We start from the raw sequence: 20,814 nt of genomic DNA, 5'->3' as shown, positions 1-20,814 counted from the left end.
CAGTGCCGCTGACCCGTCTACGTCGGGCGTGAGGTACTTCCTCACGAGCACCGCGGGGGCCGGGGGCGGCGATCACGGTCCCGGGTGCCGGGGCTGGGGTCAGGCGGTCGCGTCGGCGCGGGCGGCCACGAACGCGGCCACACAGGTCTCGACGTCCTCGGGGCTGTGCGCCGCGGAGAGCTGGACGCGGATCCGGGCCTTCCCGCGCGGCACCACCGGGAAGCTGAACGCCGTGACGTAGACGCCGTGGTCGAGCATCAGGGCGGCGACCCTGGAGGCGAGCACGGCGTCGCCGAACATCACGGGCACGATCGGGTGCTCGCCGTCGAGCAGGTCGAAGCCCTCGTCGGTCATCCGGCGCCGGAACGCCTCGGCGTTGGCGAACAGGCGCGTCCGCAGGTCCGCGCTGCCCGCCACCAGGTCCAGTGCGCGCAACGTCGCAGCCACGATCGACGGCGCCAGCGAGTTCGAGAACAGGTACGGGCGGGCCCGCTGGCGGAGCAGGTCCACGATCTCGGCGCGGCCGGAGACGTACCCGCCGGACGCACCGCCGAGGGCCTTGCCGAACGTGCCGGTGTAGATGTCGATCCGCCCTCCCACGCCCGCGTGCTCGGGGGTGCCGGCGCCGGTGGCGCCCATGAACCCGACGGCGTGGGAGTCGTCGACCATGACCAGTGCGCCGTAGGTGTCGGCGAGGTCGCAGATGGCGGCGAGCGGCGCGAGGTAGCCGTCCATGGAGAAGACGCCGTCGGTGACGATGATCGTCCGGCGCGCTCCGCCGTCGCCCTGGGACGTGGCCGCCCGGAGCTGGGCCTCGAGGTCGGCCATGTCACGGTTGCGGTAGCGGTACCGGGCCGCCTTGGACAGCCGGATCCCGTCGATGATCGAGGCGTGGTTCAGCTCGTCGGAGATGATCGCGTCCTGCGGCCCGAAGAGGGACTCGAACACGCCGCCGTTGGCGTCGAAGCAGGACGAGAACAGGATCGTGGCGTCGGTGCCGAGGAACTCCGAGACCCGGCGCTCCAGGGTGAGGTGGGTGTCCTGGGTGCCGCAGATGAACCGCACGGAGGCCATCCCGAAGCCGCGATCGTCCAGGGCCCGCTTCGCGGCGGCGATGATCGCCGGGTGGTCGGCCAGGCCCAGGTAGTTGTTCGCGCAGAAGTTCAGCACCTCGCGCGGCGGTCCACCGGCCGCGGCGCTGATGTGTGCGGACTGCGGGCTGGTGATCTCCCGCTCCTGCTTGTACAGGCCGGCCTCACGGAGCTCGGCGAGCTCGCCGGCCAGGTCGCTGGCGAACGTGAACATGGTTCCTCCTACCTGGAAGTGTCTGTGCGTGCGAGGGTGTCTAGTCGAACACGGTCCAGTCGAGCACGACCTTGCCCGACGTGCCGCCGGCGGCGACCTCGAAGCCGTGCTCCCACCGGGTGGCGGGCAGCCGGTCGGTGATCACGCTCGAGATCGCGTTGTGCAGCCACGGGCTCGAGGAGAGCATCGCGGCCATCGTGTTCCACGTCTCGAACATCTCCCGGCCGTAGATGCCCTGGAGGGTGAGCATGTGGGTGACCACGATGGACCAGTCGATGTCGATCGGGGTGCTCGGCAGCCCGAGCATGGCGATCCGGCCACCGTGGTTCATGTTCCTGATCATCTCCGGCAGGGCCGCGGCGTGCCCGGACATCTCCAGGCCGACGTCGAAACCCTCCTTCAGGCGCAGCTGGCGCTGGGCGTCGGCGATCGGCGTGGTGGCCACGTTCAGGGCCAGGTCGACGCCCATGTGCCGGGCCAGTTCCAGGCGTGCCTCGGACACGTCGGTGATTGCGATGTACCGGGCCCCGACGTGCCGGACCACGGCCGCCGCCATCAGCCCGATCGGCCCGGCGCCGGTGATCAGCACGTCCTCGCCGACCACCGAGAACTTCAGGGCGGTGTGCACGGCATTGCCGAACGGGTCGAAGATCGCGCCGAGGTCCGGGCCGATCACGTCGGGTCCCGGGTGCACCCAGACGTTCTCCTCTGGGATCACCACGTACTGGGCGAACGCCCCGTTGCGCTGGACCCCGACGCTGGCGGTGTGGATGCAGAGCTGGCGCCGACCGGCTCGGCAGTTGCGACAGATCCCGCACACCACGTGACCCTCGCCGGACACCCGGTCGCCGGGGCGGACCTCACGCACCTCGGCACCGACCTCGACCACCTCTCCGTAGAACTCGTGGCCCGGGATCAGTGGCGCGGAGACGGCGCCGGCGGCCCAGGCGTCCCAGTTCAGGATGTGCAGGTCGGTGCCACAGATCCCGGTGGTCAGCACCCGGATCTTCACGTCCCGTGAGTCGGGCTCGGGCTCGGGTGCGTCGACCAGGTCCAGGCCCGCGCGTGGGCCGGCCTTGAGCAGTGCCTTCATCTGCACCGATCCCTTTCGGTTCTCGTCTCGGATGGTGGAACGGTAACAGGGGAGCGAGGTCCGATAGGTTCGGCGCATGACGCTGCAGGGGGCCGGCGGGCCGGGCGGGTACGAACCCCTCCGGGCGCCCACCGTGAGGACCTCGACCAAGGGGCCGAAGATCCTCACCTTCGCTGGGCTCGGCTGCCTCGCGATCGTGATCGCGCTGGTGTGTTTCGTGGTCTTCGCCTTCACCTGGAACCAGGCGGTGTTGTCCACCGACGGGTCCCCGGGGCCGACCGTCACGCTCGCGGTCGACGCGCCCGGTGAAGGGCTCGTGGACGTGACCACGACCGATCGGCAACGGGTCTACCTCGCCTATCCCACGGGTGCTCCGATGCCCGGACTGGACGGTGAGATCATCGTCCACGCCTCGACCGGTCAGGCCATCGAGGTCCTGGTACCCGATGGCGGCAGCGACGTGAGCGAGGACGGCACGACCGCCCACCTGATCGGCCTCTTCGACCCGACCGCCGCGGGCGAGTACCGGATCGAGGTACCCGCGACCACCGACGGCTCCGCGGCCACCGTGCTCGTGCAACCCACCACCAGTGACCAGGACGGCCTCGGCCAGGTCGTCTTCGCCGCGCTCGCGATCCCGGTCGCGATCTGCCTTGGCGCGCTCGGCGTCGTGATGAGCATCTGCGGCGGCGTCTGGTGGTACCGGCGCGCGGTCGCACGCCGGCAGCTCCAGGGCGGCCGGTAGCCGGTCAGCCTCGCCGAGGGAGTCCTCGCGCGGTCCAACGGCACGATCCGCCGCAGACTCGCACGCTCGTCGAGTCGGTCCAACGGTCGGAGCCGACCTCGCCCATCCGTGCACCGCCCCGATCCGCCGGGTAGGTTCGGCCCATGACGCAGCCGTGGCAGGGCCCGTACACCCCGGAGCCCTACCGCCCGCTGCCGGTGAACACCTCGACCACGGGCCCGAAGGTGGTCACCTTCATCGGGGTCGGCTGCCTGGTGCTCACGGTCGTGATCGTGGCGTTCATGATCTGGGCCTTCACCCGGCTCTCGGCCGATGTCGACACCGAGTTCTACTGGTGGCTCGGCATCTCCGGCGCGGCGTTCGCGATCCCGGCGGCCATCCTGCTCGGGCTGACCGGGCTCGGCCTGACCATCGGCGGGAGCATCATGTGGGCCGTCCGGGCGCAGGCCCGCCGGGTCTACGGCACCCAGGCGGACCACCCCGGCCCGCCGCCGGGCGGGTACCCGCCGTACTAGAGGTCCGCCGATACGCTCGCTCATATGGCCGACCTGCATGATCTGACCGCACTCGAACTGGCCGCCGCGATCCGGTCCGGGCAGGCGTCGCCGACCGAGGTCCTCGACCACACTCTGGACCGGATGGCCGCCCTCGACGAGACGGTCGGGGCGTTCATCACCCGCACGCCCGACCTCGCTCGCGAGCAGGCCGTCGCCGCGCAGAGCCTCCTGGCCGCCCGCCGCGACGATCCCGGCGCGCTGCCGCCGCTGCTCGGGGTGCCCTGCCCGATCAAGGACCTGAACCTGGTGGCCGGGGTGCCGACCAGCTTCGGCAGCGCCGCGCTCGCCGGGTACGTGCCGGACGTCGACGACGGCGTCGTGATCCGGCTGCGCGAGGCCGGCACGGTCATGGTCGGCAAGACCAACACCCCGGAGATCGGCCTGCCCAGCTACACCCAGCCGGACATCGCGCCGCCCGCGCGCACCCCGTGGGACCTGACCCGCTCCGCGGGCGGATCGTCCGGCGGGGCGGCCGCGGCCGTCGCCTCCCGGATCGTGCCGATCGCCCAAGGGTCCGACGGCGGTGGCTCGATCCGTATTCCGGCGGCGGCGTGCGGGCTGGTCGGGTTGAAGCCCAGCCGGGGCCGGATCAGCACCGGACCGTACGGCGTGCCCGGCCCGGGCCTGGCGGCGTTCGGGGTGCTGACCCGGGACGTCCGCGACACCGCCGCGGCGCTCGACGTGCTCGCCGTCGGCTGGCCCGGCGACACCTACTCCCTGCCACGGCCCGACGCCGGCTTCCTCGCCGCGTGCGAGGCGGACCCGGGCGCCCTCCGGATCGGCGTCCTCACCCAGCCGATCATCGCCCCGGACGCGCCGGTGCACGCCGAGGCGATCCGCGCCGTCGACCACGCCGTCCGGGTCCTGGAGGGCCTCGGGCATCACGTGGACACCGCGCCCGTGCCGTTCCCCGCCGAGAAGTGGGATCCGTTCCGGGACCTGTGGTCGGTGCTCGCGGCGAGCGCACCGATCCCGCCCGAGCGGGAACACCTGCTCGTCCCGCTGAGCCGCTGGATGCGCGAGCGCGGCCGCGGGGTCAGTGGCATCACCTACGCGAACGCGGTCAGCGCCGGCCAGCAGCTCACCCGCGACGCAGCCCGCGCCTGGGCCGAGTTCGACGTGATCCTGATGCCGTCCCTGGCCCAGCCGGCCGAACCGATGGGAACCTCCCGAAACGACGACGACCCCGCCGCCGACTTCGAGGCCCAGATGGCGTTCACCCCATGGACGAGCACCTGGAACATCATCGGGGCGCCGGCGATCTCGGTGCCGCTGCACTGGGCACCGGCGGAGCCGGACGGACCGGTGCTGCCGTTCGGCGTCATGCTCGGTGCCCGCACCGGGCGCGAGGACCTGCTGCTCGCGCTCGCGGCCACGATCGAGCGTGCCGAACCGTGGCTCGATCGCCGGCCCCCGACCGGCTGAGCCGAATGGGCGAACGCCCGCTCCGCCGTCCGGCAGTACTGCCCATCCCCAGACGCCCGAGCGTTTCCAATTGATTGGTAAACTCCGGACAAAACATCCGTCCTCACCAGCAAGGCAGCGCACATGCTCGTATTCCTGATCATCGGCGGGATCGGTATTGCCCTGCTAGTGGTCTCGCTCCTGCTCGGCGAGGTTCTCGACGGGCTCTTCGACGGGATCGGGGGGGACCTGTTCTCCGGGGCGGCGTTGGCCGGGTTCCTCGGCGTGTTCGGGTTCGCCGGTGCGCTCACGCTCAGCCTGACGGATTCGGTGGGGCTCTCGATCGTGTTCGGTCTGCTCGCGGGAGGAATCGTCGGGTCGTTGACGGGTTGGGCGACGCTCAAACTCAGGGAGGGCGGCGACGAGGCGAACGTCCGCACGGGTGACCTGGTGGGTTCGAAGGCGTCCGTGGTCACCGCGATCCCGGAGGGTGGCTACGGGGAGATCACGCTGGTGGTCGCCGGTCACATCACCCGCCTGAACGCCCGGGCACCCGGTCCGGTCCAGTCCGGGGCCGCGGTCACCATCACCGCCGTGCTCTCCGCGACCGCCGTGATGGTCGAGGCGGACCTGCCCACCAACCCCTACCCGTATCCGTAGGCCGCAGCACCCCAGCACAACGTAGTTCCGACCAGTACATCCATCGGGCCGGGCGAACAGACGCGCCGGGCCCACGCCAGACGACCTGAAGGAAGATTCGCATGGACTTTGCCTCCCCAATCGTGCTCGTGATCGCCATCGTGGTGGTGATCGTGCTCATCGGTGGACTCATCAGCTCGCGGTACAAGGTCGCCGGCCCGGACCAGGCGTTCATCGTCACCGGCCGTAAGGGCAAGGCCGTCAAGAACCCCGAGACCGGAGTCATCTCCACCGACCTGTCCGGCCAGAAGGTCGTCATGGGTGGCGGTGTGTTCGTGTGGCCGTTCGTGCAGCGGATCCACACCCTCGACCTGTCCAGCCGCCGCATCATGGTCCAGATCCGGGGCGCGGTCTCCGGTCAGGGCATCAAGCTGAACCTCGACGGCGTCGCGATCGTCAAGGTCGGCGGCAACGTGGACTCCATCCGCGCCGGCGCGCAGCGCTTCCTGAGCCAGCAGAACGAGATCGACATCTTCACGCAGGAGACCCTCGCGGGTTCGCTGCGGTCGATCGTCGGGTCGCTCTCCGTGGAACAGATCATCCGCGACCGCGCGGCGTTCGCACAGCGGGTCGCCGACGAAGCCGAGTCCTCCCTCACCGGGCAGGGCCTGGTGCTGGACACGTTCCAGATCCAGGACATCACCGACGACGGCTCCTACCTCGCCGACCTCGGTCGCCCGGAGTCCGCGAAACTCCAACGCATCGCCTCCGTGGCCGAGGCCGAGGCCCGCCAGGCAGCCGAGCAGGCCCGGCTCAAGGCCGAGGAGGAGATCGCGATCGCGCAGCGGACCCTGGCCCTGAAGCAGGCGGAGATCCGCTCCCAGACCGACGCCGCGCAGGCGCAGGCAGCCGCGGCGGGCCCGCTGGCCCAGGCCGACCGGGACCAGGCCATCCTCGCCGAGCAGGAGAAGGTGGCCGTGCGGCAGGCGGCGCTGAAGGAGCGCCAGCTCGACACCGAGGTCCGTAAGCCGGCCGACGCCGAGCGGTACCGGGTGGAGACGGCCGCCGAGGCGAACCGCAACGCGGAGATCTTCGAGGCCGAGGCCAACAAGGCCGCGGCGATCGCCGCCGCCGAGGCAGACTCTGAGAAGTCCCGCCTGGTCGGTGTCGGTGAGAAGTCCCGCCGGTCCGCGCTGGCCGAGGCCGAGGCGATCGAGGGTCAGAACCGCGGTGCGGCCGAGAAGGCACGTCGTGTGGCCGAGGCCGAGGCGACCCGCGCCGAGGGTGACGCCGAGGCGGCCGCGATCCTGGCCAAGGGTCACGCCGAGGCCGAGGCGATGGACAAGCGTGCCGACGCGTTCGCCCGGTACAACGATGCCGCCGTGCTGCAGATGCTGGTGGAGGTCCTCCCGCAGATCGCCCACGAGGTTGCCGCGCCGATGGCCAACATCGACAAGCTCACGGTGGTCTCCACCGACGGCGCCGGCGCGCTGCCGAAGCAGGTCACGAACAACATGGTGCAGACCATGGAGCTGCTGAAGAACACCACCGGGATCGACATCAACGCACTGCTGGAGTCGTTCGCCGTGAAGATCACCCCGGAGGGCGTGGAGCCGACCGACGAGGAGCCCGCACGGGGCATCGTCCGGCGGGTTCCGGCGGAGACCGACGGCGTCTGATCGACCCGACCGGTCACCGGCTGACGCGAAGGGCGGGCACCATCACGGTGCCCGCCCTTCGCGTGCCGGCCCGGTCTAGTCCTGCGCGTCGGGTTCCACCGTCGGTTTCGACTTGGCGTCGGTCTTGCCGGACCCGCCGAGCATGCTCTCGACGTCTGTGCTCGACGGTTCCCGCGCGGCCTCACGGCGCGCCCGGAACCCAGCGGTGCGGCCGGCAGCCTCGTCGGCCCGGTGCCGGCGCCGGCTCAGCCAGGTCAGGAGCACCGCGGCCGCAATGATCACGATGAGGGCCGGCACGATGAACCCGATCCTCTGCAGGAGCGGCGTGCTGGGGGCGGGGCCGACGGCGTGCATCGAGGTGGTGCCCGGCCCCAGCTCCCAGGTGACGGTATCGCCCGAGAGGGTGCCGTCGTGCTCGGTCACCCCGCGGGGGAACGTCACGGACATGCGAACGGACCACGGGACCTCACCGGCCTCCTCGCCGAGCACCGTGGGATCCAGTTCGGAGAAGTCACCGGTGACCACATAGGTGCTGCCGACCCGTTCGATCCGGAGCGCATCGGAGGTGGCGGACCGGACCCGTTCGATCGGCACATCGGTCAGCGTCATCCGCACCCCGGCGAACTCGCCGTCGTCGTAGCGCTCCCCACTCACGCCGGAGTCCGGCGCCGCGGCCAGCTCCTCCTCGATCGAGTCGACCAGGCCCTCAGGGTCCTGACCTTCGGAGACCGCCCACGCGGTGCTGAACGCCACGAGGACCTCCCCGGAGACGGTGTCGTCATCGTTGATCCGGATGTCGCCGTCGATCTTCAGGCAGCCCGTCAGCAGGGCCAGGCCGCCGAGGGCCACGAGCAGTCGTAGGAGGGTCTTCGTCACCGTACGAGTCTGGCATCGAAACCTGGTGGGTGAGGTTCCGCGCGCCGGGCCGTCCGCTCGGCTCAGGCCGAGCCGGCCACCGCCGCACGCAACCGTTGCGCATGAGCCGCAGCGTCGCCGTCGTCGGCGTACTTCGTCCGGGGCCAGAAGAACCCCCGCAGCCCGTCGCCCTTCGTGCGCGGCACCACATGGGCGTGCAGGTGCGGCACGGACTGGCTGACCACGTTGTTCATCGCCACGAACGTGCCCTGCGCGCCGAACGCGGTCGGCACCGCGGCCGCGACGCGTTGCACCGCCGTCAGGAACGGCTCGGCCAACGCCGTCGGGAGGTCCGCCAGAGTCACCACGTGCCGGACCGGGACCACGAGCGTGTGCCCCTTGAACAGCGGACGGACGTCGAGGAACGCGACCGTGTCCTGGGTACGGACGACCACCTGTGCGTCCTCGGTGCCGGCGACGATGCGGCAGAACAGGCAGTCGGGGACCTCGGGCGCACCGGCGGGCCCGTCCGCACCGGTCCCCACGGGGCTCATCGGGCCCGCCACTCCTCGGCCAGCAGGGCGTAGCCGTAGCCGTCCATCCAGCCGCCGGTGCGGTGCAACGAGTCGCGCACGCTGTGATTCTCGCGGCGCATCCCGACCCGTTCCATCAGCCGCCAGGACGGTGCGTTCTCCGCGAAGCAGAGCGCGACGACCCGCCGCAGGCCGAGCCCCTCGAAGCAGACCCGGATCAGCGCGGTCACGGCCTCGGTGGCGTACCCGTGGCCCTGGTGGGCCGGGTCCATGCTCCAGCCGAGCTCCGCCTGCATCTGCTTGGCGTCGGCGGCCACCTCGGTCTGGGCCCAGGCGTCCTCGGGGGCGAGCATCAGGTCGCCGATGATCTGGCCGTCACGCTCGATCATGAGCGTCCTGGCGAGGCGGCCCGGTTCGACGAAGGACTCGGTGAAGCCCGCCTCGTCGGCGTGCTGGGTGGTCATCCAGCGGGCCACGTCATCGAGGCGCCGGTACGCCCAGGCGCTCGGGGCATCCGCGGCGGTGGCTGGCCTGATGGTCAGCCGCTCCGTCCGGACCGGCCAGGTGAGGTCGTCGAGTGAGGAGATCATGGCTGCCATCCTGCCGCACCTAGTTCGGACCCGACTGGAGCAGTTCGGCGACCGTGCGGCCCTGGACCGGCGTGATCTCGTGCGGGCCGAGCAGCGTCTCGTAGCGGACGTGGCGGCGGTTACGGCGCGCGATCGACTTCAGGTTCCGCTTGATCACGAACACATCGAGGCGGCCGTAGACCAGCAGGGTGGGCACGGGCAGCACCGTCAGATCGCGGTAGGTGCGCGTCTGCATGATCGTGTGCTGCAGGCTGGACCGGAACGCCGGCCAGGTCTCCACGGTGATCTCCATGCCCTTCACGAGCGGAGCGAACACGTCGAGCCCCTTCGCGGCGGTGATCGTCAGGTCCGGGTTGTCGGCGATGGCGTTGAAGATCGCCGAGTAGCGGTCCTCGGCGACCCGGCTGCCGAACCGACGTCGGGTGCGCCGGATCCGTCGGAAGGTCGGTGCGCCGAGCAACACCAGACGGCTGACGAGATCGGGGCGCTTGCGGGCCACCTCCGCCGCGACGATGCAGCCCATCGAGTGGCCCGCGACCACGGCCGAGGTCACCCCGAGCTCGTCCAGGGTGGCGATCACCGCATCCGCGTGCTCCCCTGGCGTGTAGTCGACCTGCGGCTTCGGTGCGTCGCCGAACCCGAGCAGATCCGGCGCGATGATGCGGTTGCGGGTCTCGTCGACCTCACGGAGGACGTACGTCCAGCTCTCGTGGTTGTTGCCGAGGCCGTGCAGCAGGACGAGCGCCGGCCCATCGCCCCGGTCGACCTTCACGGGGAGCGTGGGAGCAGTCATCGGGGCCTTCTCGGTCGGACCGCGCGGCGGCGGGAGCAGGGAGCAGTCCAGCTCATCGTATGGGGCCCGGTAGCGGTTGACGCTGCCGTCCCGACGCTCTCCGAGCGGCTGGCCCCGACGGTCCACCCGAACAGCCGCTGGGCGCGGGCCCCGGTTACGCTGGGACCGTCGGGTGATGGCGCCCGGGCAGGGGAGTGGATCGTGGATCGAAGCGCATGGGCCGCGTGGCCGAGCGGCTCCGACCCGCTCGAGCTGGAGCGGGACGTGCACCGCGCCCGGGAGATCTTCCTGACCACCGGCGCCCCCACGCCGGGCGTCCGCCGGCTCGTTCTGGAGTCCTGGCGCCGGTCCCTGCGCTCGGGGGTGGACCCGGACCGGGCCCTGCCACGCGCGGACATCGCCGTGGCGGACCTCGCCGGCTACCGGCGTGAGCATCGGCTCTCGCTCGCGATCCCGGTGATCCGCCGGCTGCTGCTGGACGGGCTCGGCTCCGACGGGATGGTCGTCGCCCTCGGGGACACCCGAGGGCGGCTGCTGTGGATCGAGGGCGACCGGGCCGCCCGGGCAGCGCTGGAGGGGATCGGCTTCGCGGAGGGGGCGAACTGGGCCGAGAGCGCCACGGGCACCTCCGCTCCCGGGATCGCCCTGGCCCTGGACCACGAGGTGCAGGTGTTCGGCGCCGAACACTTCGCGACGTCGATCCAGCCGTGGAGCTGCACGGCCGCGCCGGTGCACGACCCGCGCACCGGGCAACCCCTGGGGCTCCTGGACATCACCGGCGGTCCCTCGGTGGCCGCGCCGCACATGCTCGCGCTGATCCGGGCCACGATCGCCGCGATCGAGGCGGAGCTACTGGCCGCGCCGCTGCGTGAACCGGTCTCCCGCGAGGTCGACCTGCGGGTGCTCGGCCGCCGCCGGGCCGGGCTGCGCCGTGGGCACGAGTGGGTTGACCTGTCCGCCCGGCACGGCGAGATGATCCTGGTCCTCAGCGAGTCCGCGGAGCCGCTCGGCGCCGCGGAACTGGCGGCCGCGGTGTACCTCGAGGACACCGCCGAGGTCACCGTGCGCGCCGAGATCTCCCGGCTGCGCCGGGCGCTGCCCGGAATGCTGGCCGACGGCGGACCGTACCGACTGCGCACGTCGTCCCGTTCCGACGTGGCACAGGTCCGGGACGCGATCCGCGCCGGGGACCTGACCGGTGCGCTCGCCGCCTACGGCGGGCCGGTGCTGCCCGCGTCGGTGGCACCCGCCGTCGAGGACCTCCGTGCCGACCTGACCGGGCAGGTCCGGTCCGCGGTGCTCGCGACCTCCGACGCGGCGGCGGTGGAGCGGTGGACCTCGGACGCGTCCGGCCGCGACGACTGGGAGGCCTGGGCGCGCCTGCGCGACCTCGCCTCGGCCGGCAGTGCGACCCGCCTGCGTGCGGACCTGCGTCTGGCGGCCCTCGACCTCGAGTTCGGCACCTGACCCACCCGACCTGGCGCGGCCCGCCCCTCCTCCCGACCCGGTCCAACCCGTTGCGGTGTGGTTCCGAGGCACTGGGTACGTCGGGATCGCCCCGTTGACGCCCGGGGCGCTGCCGTTGCAACGTGATTGCAACGCACCCGCTCGTAACGTCACCCACACGACCACCCGATGGCGGGTGGTGACCAGAACGCAAGGAGGCGCAGAGGTGACCGTCTACAGCGCACCGGGTCGTGAGGGCAGCCTGATGAGCTACCGCGACCGTTATGACCACTGGATCGGCGGCGAGTACGTACCGCCCGTCGGTGGCGAGTACTTCGAGAACGTCACGCCGGTGACCGGACAGCCGTTCACCCAGGTGGCCCGCGGCACCGCGGAGGACATCGAGAAGGCCCTCGACGCGGCCCACGCGGCCGCGAGGACCTGGAACAGGACCACCGCCGCCGAGCGCGCCGCGGTGCTGAACGCGATCGCGGACCGGATGGAGGAGAACCTCGAGAAGATCGCCGTCGCCGAGACCTGGGAGAACGGCAAGCCGGTCCGGGAGACCCTGGCTGCGGACATCCCGCTCGCGATCGACCACTTCCGCTACTTCGCGGCCGCGATCCGGGCCCAGGAGGAGCACGCCACCCAGATCGACAACGACACGGTGGCCTACCACTTCAAGGAACCCCTCGGCGTGGTCGGGCAGATCATCCCGTGGAACTTCCCGATCCTGATGGCCGTGTGGAAGCTCGCCCCGGCGCTCGCGGCCGGCAACACCGTGGTGCTCAAGCCCGCGGAGCAGACCCCCACCTCGATCCTGTACCTGATCGAGCTGCTCGGGGAGATCCTGCCCAAGGGCGTCATCAACGTCGTGAACGGGTTCGGCGCCGAGGCCGGCAAGCCGCTCGCGTCCAACCCGCGGATCGCGAAGATCGCGTTCACCGGCGAGACCACCACCGGCCGGCTGATCATGCAGTACGCCAGCCAGAACCTGATCCCGGTCACCCTGGAACTCGGCGGCAAGAGCCCGAACGTGTTCTTCGAGGATGTCGCTGCCAGGACCGACGACCCGTACTACGACAAGGCGCTCGAGGGCTTCACTCTGTTCGCGCTGAACCAGGGCGAGGTCTGCACCTGCCCGTCCCGGGCGCTCATCCAGGAGTCCATCTACGACTCGTTCCTCGGCGACGCCATCGCGCGGACCGAGGCGATCGTCGCCGGCAACCCGCTGGACACCACCACGATGATCGGTGCGCAGGCCTCCAACGACCAGCTCGAGAAGATCCTGTCCTACATCGACATCGGCAAGGCGGAGGGCGCGAAGCTGCTCACCGGTGGCGGCCGGGCGGACCTCGGCGGCGAGCTGAGCGGCGGCTACTACGTGCAGCCGACCATCTTCGAGGGCAAGAACTCGATGCGGATCTTCCAGGAGGAGATCTTCGGGCCGGTGGTGTCGGTCACCTCGTTCGCCGACTACGACGACGCGATCGCCACCGCGAACGACACCCTGTACGGCCTCGGCGCCGGCGTCTGGAGCCGCAACGGCAACGTCGCCTACCGGGCCGGCCGGGACATCCAGGCCGGCCGGGTCTGGACGAACAACTACCACGCCTACCCCGCGGGGGCCGCGTTCGGTGGTTACAAGAACTCGGGCATCGGGCGGGAGAACCACCAGATGATGCTCGACCATTACCAGCAGACGAAGAACCTGCTGGTGTCCTACAGCGAGAACAAGCTCGGATTCTTCTGAGCAGACCCGCTGCGCCCCACGTCCGGGCACCGGTGGTCCCGTCCCCACCGGTGTCCGGATGGCTCGCATCCGAAGGACAGAGGCGTCGATGACCGAGACGACCGGGCCCGCCGAACGGGTGGCCCTGACCCCCGCGGCCGGCGAGCTGCTCACCTCCCTGCGCCGCCGCCACGGCGAGCTGATGTTCCACCAGTCCGGCGGCTGCTGCGACGGGTCCTCCCCGATGTGCTTCGCCGACGGCGACTTCATCACCTCCGACGCCGACGTGCTCCTCGGCGACCTCAGCGTGAGCGCCCCGGACGGCGACTTCACCGTCCCGGTCTGGATGAGCCGGTTCCAGTTCGACTACTGGAAGCACACGCACCTGACCATCGACGTCGTCCCCGGGCGCGGTGCGGGCTTCTCGCTCGAGGCCCCCGAGGGCGTACGGTTCCTGATCCGGTCCCGGCTGCTCACCGACGACGAGCTGGAGCTGCTCGAGGCCGCTCAGCGGTGAGCCTCGGTCCGGGCGTCTGCGTGATGGGGAACCATCGACTCCGCGTCCAGGGCCGCCGCCGGTGACCGCCGGCCGACCTCGGCTGTCACGGACGCGATGAACGCTGCCACCCCGATGGTGGCGCGTGCACCGGAACCCGGCGCGCTGACGGTCAGGGCATCGGCGTCCAGCTCGCTGTCGCCGAGCACCGCGAGGTAGGGCTCGCGGCGTTCCCGAGCGGCGCGGATGCGGGCACCGAGCGCCCCGTCGACGGAGACCTCCGCCCGGATCCCGGCACCGCGCATCAGGTCCAGCACGCGCAGCGCGGCCGGGCCGTGGGCGTGCTCGGCGACGGGCAGCAGGCGCACCTGGACCGGAGCCAACCAGGTGGGCAGGCGACCGTCGTGCCGTTCCAGCAGCAGAGCGGTCATCCGTTCCATCGAGCTGAGCAGGCCGCGGTGGATCAGCACCGGGCGGTGCTTGCGACCGTCCGGGCCGATGTAGGTGAGGTCGAAGCGCTCCGGGAGGTTGTGGTCCACCTGCACGGTGGAGAGGGTCTCCTCCCGCCCGGCGGCGTCCCGGACCTGCACGTCGACCTTCGGGCCGTAGAACGCGGCCTCCCCGATGCCGAGCTCGTACTCAAGGCCCTCCCCGTCCAGTGCCTCCCGCAGCTGGCCCTCGGCACGCTCCCACTGCGCATCGCCGCCGAGGTAGGCGCCACCGGGGCCGCGCACGGAGAGCCGCAGGTGGTCGATCTCGATGCCGAGCACGTCGTAGCAGCGCCGGATCGCCGCCAGCGCCACCCGCACCTGTTCGCCCACCTGATCCGGCCGCGCGAACACGTGTGCGTCGTCGAGGTTGATCTGGCGCACCCGGCTGAGCCCACCGAGCACGCCGGAGAGCTCGCTGCGGAACATCGAGCCCAGCTCGGCGTAGCCCACCGGCAGGTCCCGGTAGCTGTGCTCCCGGGCGGCGAACACCTGGGTGTGGTGCGGGCAGTTGGCGGGCCGCAGCACGAAGCTCTCGCCGCCCACGATCATCTCCGGGAACATGTCGGCGGAGAACTTGTGCCAGTGCCCGGACCGTTCGAACAGCTCACGTTTGGCGAGCACCGGGGTGTAGATGCGCCGGCACCCGGACGCGAGCGCCTCCTCGAGCGCGAACGCCTCCAGTTCACCGCGGATCACGGCGCCGTCCGGCAGCCAGAGCGGGAGCCCGGCGCCGACGGCGGGGGTGGTGTCGAACAGGTCGAGCCGGCGTCCGAGGACGCGGTGGTCGTGCGACATGCTGTCTCCTTCGTGGGATGGGGAGAGCCCACGGAACGAGAAGGCCCCGGGGTTGTTCTCCCCGGGGCTGGTGCGCTGATGGCTACGCGACGATCCGGAGAGTCTCCGGCGTCGTGGTGACCTGTGCCTGGCGCATGGGGTCAGCCTATGCCCGCTTCGCCCGTGCGGGCGCAGAGATTTCTCGTCGCGCTCACCCGCGAGCGGCCCGCACCGCCTCCTCCAGCAAGTGGCGCAACACGTCACCGTCCACGTCCGCCAACCTCTTGACGTACAGGCACCCCTTGCCGGTGGTGTGCGGTCCGAGTTGGGCGAGCAGTTCCGCCGACGACCCGAGGACCGCGTCCAGGTAGAGGGTGGTGGCCGCCTTGCGCGGGGAGAAGCCGACCTCGAAGTAGTCGATCTCACGCCCGCTGGCGTAGACCAGGTGGCGCTCGCCGAAGCCGATGATGCTCGGGCCCCAGAGCACCGGCTCGTCGCCGCTGACCTCGCGCATCAGCTCGACGAGACGCTCGGCGTCGGCGCGGCGGACGGGATCCTGCACGGACGCGATGAACGCCTCCACGTCCCCCGGACCGGGGCGGGTCTTCAACTCGGCCATGCTCTCGATCCTGCCACCGCGCACCGACATCCGCGCGGGTCCGACCGACCCCGGCGCGTACAGCACAACGGCCGGTCCCGTCCGGGACCGGCCGCCGCTGGATCAGCGGTCAGGCGCGCTCGTCGCCGACCTTGCCGTCTGCGAAGTCACGCCCCTGCTGGATCTTGTCCTCGTACTTGCCGCCGGTCTTCTCGTTCGCGAAGTTCGCGGCCCGGTCGAGGGCGTTGTCCGTCTGTTCCTCGTTGCCGAGCAACTCGCTGGCCTTCTTCTTCAACTCGTCGAAACCCATGTGCGTCCCCTCCCGATCACCGAGCCGGGCAGCCGCCCGGTCGGGCCCGATTGTGGTCGGGTTCGGCGGCGGGCGCACCCCGAAACGGCGCCCGGGTGGTTCACGGGAGGTCGAGGTCGGCCCGCCAGGAGGTCGCCGCGAGCGCCGGTCCCGTCCCGGAATGGGTATCGGCGCCGAGATGTCGCACGAAGGCGCCAGGACCGTCGAGGTCGTACCGGCGCCCGGCCCGCACCTCGACCGGGCGCCAGCCGAGCGCGAGGGTGGTGTCCAGCACCCGGAGCTCCCCGAGGACCCCGGGTGCCGTGCGGGCGGCCGGCGCCAGGTCGAGGTCCTCGACCAGCAGGTCCGTGCCGTCGAGCGTGGCACGGGTGGTGGCCCGCAGCAGCCCGCCGGTCTCGCCGGCGCGGCCGAGCACGAGGGTCTCGCGCAGGAGCGCCCGGGCGTGGGCGGCGAGGGTGAGCTCGGTGCTGCGCCGTACGTGGGCGCCGTCGGCCACCACGAGCGGCAGTCCGCACCAGCTCAGCCGGGCGCCCTCGCCCAGGTGCGCCCGTACGTGCCAGCCCGACGGCGTCCCGCCTGCGTCGTAGGCGACCGTCCCGGCGGTCTCCACCACCTCGAGCCACCCGCCGGGCGCCACCTCGACGTCGATGCGCACCTCGTCGCCGCCGAGCAGCAACGCGCCGGTCGCGACGAGCGCGACCCGGGCTCCGCCGTCGTCGGCATGCAGTATGCGCGGACTCAGCGCGCCCGCGACGAGCCGACACCGCGCCCGGCCCGGCGCGGGGGCGACGGCGATGGTGCTCACGTGCCCGCGGGGTCCCCGGTGTGGTCGTGTCCCTCGGCCGTGGCGTGCTCGTGGCCGGTCGGCCGGGCGTGGGCATGGTCGTGATCGCCGTCGGCGTGCGAGTGCAGCACGCCGCCACCGTCGGGGTCGGCGTGGAAGTGGGGCGCCATCGGTCCCGGGTCCACCGGCACGTGCTCGCCGCCGCGGTGCGCCGCGAGCACGGCGCGCACCCACGCGCAGAGCGTGGCCACGGACGCGGCGTCGTCCCGGGAGAGCGCGAGCACGGGGCGCCCGTCACGGGCATCGGCCCCGTCCGCGACCATCCGCTCGACGTCCACCCCGACGTAGGGGGCCAGGTCGGTCTTGTTCACCACGAGCAGGTCGGCCCGGGCGATCCCGGGGCCGCCCTTTCGGGCGACATCGCCGCCGCCGGCGACATCGAGCACGAAGATCTGCGCGTCCACGAGAGCGGGGGAGAACGTGGCGGTGAGGTTGTCCCCGCCGGACTCCACGAGCACCACGTCCAGGGGTGCGAAGTCGGCCTCGAGGTCCTCGACCGCGAGCAGGTTCGCGGTGACGTCGTCCCGGATGGCGGTGTGCGGGCAGGCGCCGGTCTCCACCGCACGGATCCGCTCCGGGTCCAGCACGCCGGCCGAGCGCAGGAACCGGGCGTCCTCGTCGGTGTAGATGTCGTTGGTGATCACCCCGAGCGCCAGGTCGGTGGACAGCTCACGGCAGAGCAGCGCGATCAGTGAGCTCTTGCCGGTGCCGACCGGGCCGGCCACCCCCAGCCGCAGGGAACGGGTCTTGGGAATCTCAGCGGTCTCAGGCACGGAACAACCTCTCGGTGGTGTGGTCATGGTCCTGCGCCCACTGCTCGATCAGGGGCGCACCGCAGGCGGGGATCTCCCCGGGTCGGGTGAAGTGGGCGACGCGGTCCGCGAGCGTCTCGATCAGCGGCCACGCCGTGAGCACCCAGGAGGTCGTCGCCAGCGGGTCGAGCGGGGCGAGCTTGAGCATCGCCGCCGCCACCGTCTGGGCGTCGTCGTAGCCGACCAGACGGGCGGTGTTCGCCGCGTCCAGTCCGGACCGGGCGGCGATCAGCCCGAGGACCACCGGCCGAGTGGCGCGCCAGCTCGGGTCGTCGCCGGCCACGGGCCAGAGCCGGTGCAACAGCCGGACGTAGCCGCGCCCGAGCATGCGCGCGTTCGCGCGCAGCGCCGGGCTGGGGGTCCGGGCCGCCCATGCGGTCTCGACGGCGGCCAGGTCGCCGGTCCGCCCGCCGGCGAGGCTCACGTGCCGGGCCACGACGGCGGTGCCCGCCTCCACCACGCACACCGTTCGCAGCCGCGCGGCCAGGTAGGCGGGGACGGCGTCCGTGGCCAACCCGGATCTCAGCGCGGGCTCCAGCCCCGCGGACTGGGTGTGCGCACCGGTCGGCAGCCGGGCGTCGGCGAGCAACGCGAGGAGCACCGACTGGGAGGGGCCCATCAGAACAGGGAGTACAGCTGGGCGAGCGGCAGCTGCGCGGCGGGTGCGGGCACGATGCGTTCGCCGTCGACGTCGATCTCGAAGGTCTCGGGATTGATCTCGATCACCGGGAGGGCGTCGTTGTTGATCATCTGCGCCTTGCCCACGGCGCGGGTGTCCGCCACCGGAAGCAGCCGGCGGCGCAGCCCGAGCCGCTCGGTCAGGCCGGCGTCGAGCGCGGCGGGGGAGACGAACGTCGCGGAGACCTCGGCGCCGATCGCGGCCGCCAGCGCGTCCCGCATCAGCACCGGTTGCGGGGTCGGGATGGACGCGTTCGGGTCGCCGAGGGCGCCGCGCACGATGGCGCCGCCCTTGATCACGACGTCCGGTCGGAACCCGAAGAACTTCGGCTGCCAGAGCACCAGATCCGCCATCTTGCCCGGTTCGACGGAGCCGATGTAGGCGTCCACCCCGTGCGCGATCGCCGGGTTGATCGTGTACTTGGCCACGTACCGCCGGGCGCGCTCGTTGTCCGCCGGCAACCCGCCGCCGAGCGCGCCGCGGCGGGCCTTCATCACATGCGCCACCTGCCAGGTGCGGGTGATGACCTCACCGATCCGGCCCATCGCCTGCGCGTCGGAGGACGTGATCGACATCGCCCCCACGTCATGCAGCACGTCCTCGGCCGCGATCGTGGTCGCCCTGATCCGGGACTCGGCGAACGCCAGGTCCTCGGGGACCTGGGGGTTCAGGTGATGGCACACCATCAGCATGTCCAGGTGCTCTGCCACCGTGTTCACGGTGTGTGGCAGGGTCGGGTTCGTCGAGCCCGGCAGCACGTACGGCTCACCGGCCAGGCGCATGATGTCCGGCGCGTGCCCGCCGCCGGCGCCCTCGGTGTGGAACGCGTGGATCGAGCGCCCGCCGATGGCGGCGACCGTCGACTCCAGGAACCCGGCCTCGTTCAGGGAGTCCGAGTGCAGGGCCACCTGCAGTCCCCAGTCCGCGGCGCCCCGCAGCGCCGCGTCGAGCGCGGCCGGGGTGGAGCCCCAGTCCTCGTGGACCTTGAACCCGCCCGCGCCGGCGAGGGCCTGCTCGGCGAACGCCTCGGCACTGACCGTGTTGCCCTTGCCGAGCAGCAGCACGTTCACCGGCAGCGGGTCGAGGCTGCGGTGGATCGTGCCCAGATGCCAGGCGCCCGGGGTCACCGTGGTCGCCTTGGTGCCCTCGGAGGGCCCGGTGCCGCCGCCGCCGATCGTGGTGATGCCGCTGGCGAGCGCCTCGTGGATCTGCGAGGGGGAGATGAGGTGCACGTGCGTGTCGAACGCGCCGGCGGTGAGGATGCGGCCCTCGCCGCTGATCACGTCGGTGGAGGGCCCGATGTGCAGCGCCGGGTGCACCCCGTCGGCGATGTCCGGGTTGCCGGCGCGGCCGAGGGCGACGATCACGCCGTCGCGGATGCCGACGTCCGCCCGGACCACCCCCCACCAGTCGAGCACGATCGCGTTCGTGATGACCGTGTCCAGGGCTCCGTCGGTGCGGGACGTGATCCCCTGCGCCATCGACTCGCGGATGGACTTGCCACCCCCGAACACGGCCTCCTCGCCGCCTACCGTGTGGTCCCGCTCGACCTCGATCCACAGATCGGTGTCACCGAGGCGGATCTGGTCGCCCGCCGTCGGGCCGTACAGCGCGGCGTAGGCCGCCCTGGAGATCTCAACCATCGTCGCCGTCCAGGTCCGCCGAGGTCCGGCCCAACCGGATCCCGGGCACCCGTCGCGCCCCGCGCAGCGCCACCGCGGCCACGGCGCGGGAGGCGCCCGGCTCGAAGCGTTGCGACGTCCCGGACGGCACGTCCAGCCGGAACCCGTGCGCGGCCTCGCGATCGAACTCCAGGGCCTCGTTCGCATCCGGCAGATGCAGATGGGAGCCGATCTGGACCGGCCGGTCCCCGGTGTTCAGGATGACCAGGTCCAGGCGTTCGTCGGGGCGCCGATCCGCGTTGAGTTCGATCGTGCCAGGCGCCACCCGGATCGCACCGGGCCCGGTCGTGTTCGGTCCGCTCACGTCGGCCTCCTCAGGCGATCGGCTCGTGGATGGTGACGAGCTTGCGACCGTCCGGGAACGTCGCCTCGACCTGGATGTCGGGCAGCATCTGGGCCACGCCCTCCATCACGTCGGCGCGGCCGAGCACCTCACGGCCGGCCACCATCAGGTCCGCGACGGTGCGTCCCTCGCGGGCGCCCTCGATCACCCAGGTGGTCAGCAGCGCGGCCGCCTCCGGGTAGTTCAGGCGGATGCCGCGCTCCCTGCGGTCGCGGGCGACCATGCCGGCGACCGCGAGCAGGAGCTTCTCCTGCTCCGATGGGGTCAGGTGCATCATCACTCCTCACGCTGCGGCCGGGTGTGATGGGCATTCTGCCCGACGCGTGTTGACGGAGTGTTACAGGTCGCGGGCGCGCAACCGCAGGGTCACGCGCGCGGACGTGGGGTTCGTCGGACCGGACGACGTCGGTGTCC

The 20,814-nt window shown here is 71.8% G+C and carries 23 protein-coding genes; 8 read left to right on the top strand and 15 right to left on the bottom strand.

Translation table 11 applies throughout. From position 1 onward, the window contains the following. Positions 1-99: 99 nt before the first annotated feature. On the bottom strand, positions 100-1,305 hold the full coding sequence (locus GKS42_RS23910) for a glycine C-acetyltransferase (protein WP_154796103.1): 1,206 nt from the start codon (positions 1,303-1,305) through the stop codon (positions 100-102). Positions 1,306-1,345: 40 nt separating this feature from the next. Further along, on the bottom strand, positions 1,346-2,398 hold the full coding sequence (gene tdh, locus GKS42_RS23905; RefSeq protein ID WP_154796102.1) for an L-threonine 3-dehydrogenase: 1,053 nt from the start codon (positions 2,396-2,398) through the stop codon (positions 1,346-1,348). A 76-nt stretch (positions 2,399-2,474) separates the two neighbouring features. Between tdh and GKS42_RS23900 the strand changes: the two genes are divergently transcribed. The 5 genes from GKS42_RS23900 (at position 2,475) to GKS42_RS23880 (ending at position 7,422) form a co-directional block, all read left to right on the top strand. Then, entirely contained in the window at positions 2,475-3,143 is a 669-nt protein-coding gene (locus GKS42_RS23900) for a hypothetical protein (RefSeq protein WP_154796101.1), read from the top strand. Positions 3,144-3,286: 143 nt separating this feature from the next. Further along, positions 3,287-3,658: a hypothetical protein gene (locus GKS42_RS23895; protein WP_154796100.1), complete on the top strand. Its 372-nt coding sequence runs from the start codon at positions 3,287-3,289 to the stop codon at positions 3,656-3,658. Between the two features lie 24 nt (positions 3,659-3,682). Then, positions 3,683-5,125 carry an amidase gene (locus GKS42_RS23890; RefSeq protein WP_154796099.1) on the top strand — a complete coding sequence of 481 codons (1,443 nt, stop codon included), beginning with the start codon at positions 3,683-3,685 and terminating at the stop codon, positions 5,123-5,125. Positions 5,126-5,248: 123 nt separating this feature from the next. Beyond that, positions 5,249-5,764: an NfeD family protein gene (locus tag GKS42_RS23885; protein ID WP_154796098.1), complete on the top strand. Its 516-nt coding sequence runs from the start codon at positions 5,249-5,251 to the stop codon at positions 5,762-5,764. A 101-nt stretch (positions 5,765-5,865) separates the two neighbouring features. Beyond that, positions 5,866-7,422 carry a flotillin family protein gene (locus GKS42_RS23880; protein ID WP_154796097.1) on the top strand — a complete coding sequence of 519 codons (1,557 nt, stop codon included), beginning with the start codon at positions 5,866-5,868 and terminating at the stop codon, positions 7,420-7,422. 75 nt (positions 7,423-7,497) lie between these two features. Here GKS42_RS23880 and GKS42_RS23875 read toward each other — a convergent pair whose 3' ends face one another. From GKS42_RS23875 to GKS42_RS26080, 4 genes are all read right to left on the bottom strand, one after another. Further along, entirely contained in the window at positions 7,498-8,298 is an 801-nt protein-coding gene (locus GKS42_RS23875) for an LppM family (lipo)protein (protein ID WP_154796096.1), read from the bottom strand. A 62-nt stretch (positions 8,299-8,360) separates the two neighbouring features. Further along, positions 8,361-8,831, bottom strand: a complete 471-nt coding sequence (locus GKS42_RS23870) for an HIT family protein (protein ID WP_154796095.1) — start codon at positions 8,829-8,831, stop codon at positions 8,361-8,363. Next, positions 8,828-9,400 (bottom strand): GNAT family N-acetyltransferase, encoded by a 573-nt coding sequence (locus tag GKS42_RS23865; RefSeq protein WP_154796094.1) that lies wholly within the window; start codon positions 9,398-9,400, stop codon positions 8,828-8,830. The genes GKS42_RS23870 and GKS42_RS23865 overlap by 4 nt, the downstream gene beginning before the upstream one ends. Positions 9,401-9,419: 19 nt before the next feature. Further along, positions 9,420-10,193, bottom strand: coding sequence for an alpha/beta fold hydrolase (locus GKS42_RS26080; protein ID WP_168217970.1), 774 nt, complete (start codon positions 10,191-10,193; stop codon positions 9,420-9,422). Between the two features lie 201 nt (positions 10,194-10,394). Here GKS42_RS26080 and GKS42_RS23855 point away from each other — a divergent pair, with 201 nt between their 5' ends. The 3 genes from GKS42_RS23855 to GKS42_RS23845 all read left to right on the top strand — a co-directional run bounded on the left by GKS42_RS23855 (position 10,395) and on the right by GKS42_RS23845 (position 13,888). Continuing rightward, positions 10,395-11,660, top strand: a complete 1,266-nt coding sequence (locus GKS42_RS23855) for a sigma-54-dependent transcriptional regulator family protein (RefSeq protein ID WP_168217969.1) — start codon at positions 10,395-10,397, stop codon at positions 11,658-11,660. Positions 11,661-11,865: 205 nt separating this feature from the next. Then, complete coding sequence (exaC, locus tag GKS42_RS23850) at positions 11,866-13,392, top strand: acetaldehyde dehydrogenase ExaC (RefSeq protein ID WP_154796091.1); 1,527 nt, start codon at positions 11,866-11,868, stop codon at positions 13,390-13,392. Positions 13,393-13,480: 88 nt separating this feature from the next. Next, complete coding sequence (locus GKS42_RS23845; protein WP_154796090.1) at positions 13,481-13,888, top strand: DUF779 domain-containing protein; 408 nt, start codon at positions 13,481-13,483, stop codon at positions 13,886-13,888. On the opposite strand, the gene thrS is transcribed toward GKS42_RS23845, so the two are convergent. From thrS to GKS42_RS23800, 9 genes are all read right to left on the bottom strand, one after another. Further along, the gene (gene thrS / locus GKS42_RS23840; RefSeq protein WP_154796089.1) at positions 13,879-15,153 is read right to left on the bottom strand and encodes a threonine--tRNA ligase; all 1,275 of its coding nucleotides are present in this window, start codon (positions 15,151-15,153) and stop codon (positions 13,879-13,881) included. The two genes, GKS42_RS23845 and thrS, sit on opposite strands and share 10 nt — an antisense overlap. A 190-nt stretch (positions 15,154-15,343) precedes the next feature. After that, positions 15,344-15,751 (bottom strand): DUF1801 domain-containing protein, encoded by a 408-nt coding sequence (locus GKS42_RS23835; RefSeq protein ID WP_154796088.1) that lies wholly within the window; start codon positions 15,749-15,751, stop codon positions 15,344-15,346. A 109-nt stretch (positions 15,752-15,860) separates the two neighbouring features. Further along, positions 15,861-16,040, bottom strand: coding sequence for an antitoxin (locus tag GKS42_RS23830; protein ID WP_154796087.1), 180 nt, complete (start codon positions 16,038-16,040; stop codon positions 15,861-15,863). 100 nt (positions 16,041-16,140) lie between these two features. Next, complete coding sequence (locus GKS42_RS23825; protein WP_154796086.1) at positions 16,141-16,845, bottom strand: urease accessory protein UreD; 705 nt, start codon at positions 16,843-16,845, stop codon at positions 16,141-16,143. Further along, a complete protein-coding gene (ureG, locus tag GKS42_RS23820; protein ID WP_154796085.1) occupies positions 16,842-17,684 on the bottom strand; it encodes an urease accessory protein UreG in 843 nt (280 codons plus the stop codon). The genes GKS42_RS23825 and ureG overlap by 4 nt, the downstream gene beginning before the upstream one ends. Then, on the bottom strand, positions 17,650-18,315 hold the full coding sequence (locus GKS42_RS23815; RefSeq protein WP_154796084.1) for an urease accessory protein UreF: 666 nt from the start codon (positions 18,313-18,315) through the stop codon (positions 17,650-17,652). Before GKS42_RS23815 ends, ureG begins: the two co-directional genes overlap by 35 nt. Further along, entirely contained in the window at positions 18,315-20,018 is a 1,704-nt protein-coding gene (locus GKS42_RS23810; protein WP_154796083.1) for an urease subunit alpha, read from the bottom strand. The genes GKS42_RS23815 and GKS42_RS23810 overlap by 1 nt, the downstream gene beginning before the upstream one ends. Further along, positions 20,011-20,361, bottom strand: a complete 351-nt coding sequence (gene ureB / locus GKS42_RS23805) for an urease subunit beta (protein WP_154796082.1) — start codon at positions 20,359-20,361, stop codon at positions 20,011-20,013. The genes GKS42_RS23810 and ureB overlap by 8 nt, the downstream gene beginning before the upstream one ends. 10 nt (positions 20,362-20,371) lie before the next feature. Next, complete coding sequence (locus GKS42_RS23800; RefSeq protein WP_154796081.1) at positions 20,372-20,674, bottom strand: urease subunit gamma; 303 nt, start codon at positions 20,672-20,674, stop codon at positions 20,372-20,374. Positions 20,675-20,814: the final 140 nt, after the last annotated feature.

It is taken from the genome of Occultella kanbiaonis (assembly GCF_009708215.1).
GTDB lineage: Bacteria > Actinomycetota > Actinomycetes > Actinomycetales > Beutenbergiaceae > Occultella > Occultella kanbiaonis.
Note: the sequence above shows the minus strand (reverse complement) of the source record. Positions and strands in the feature narration are given on the sequence as shown.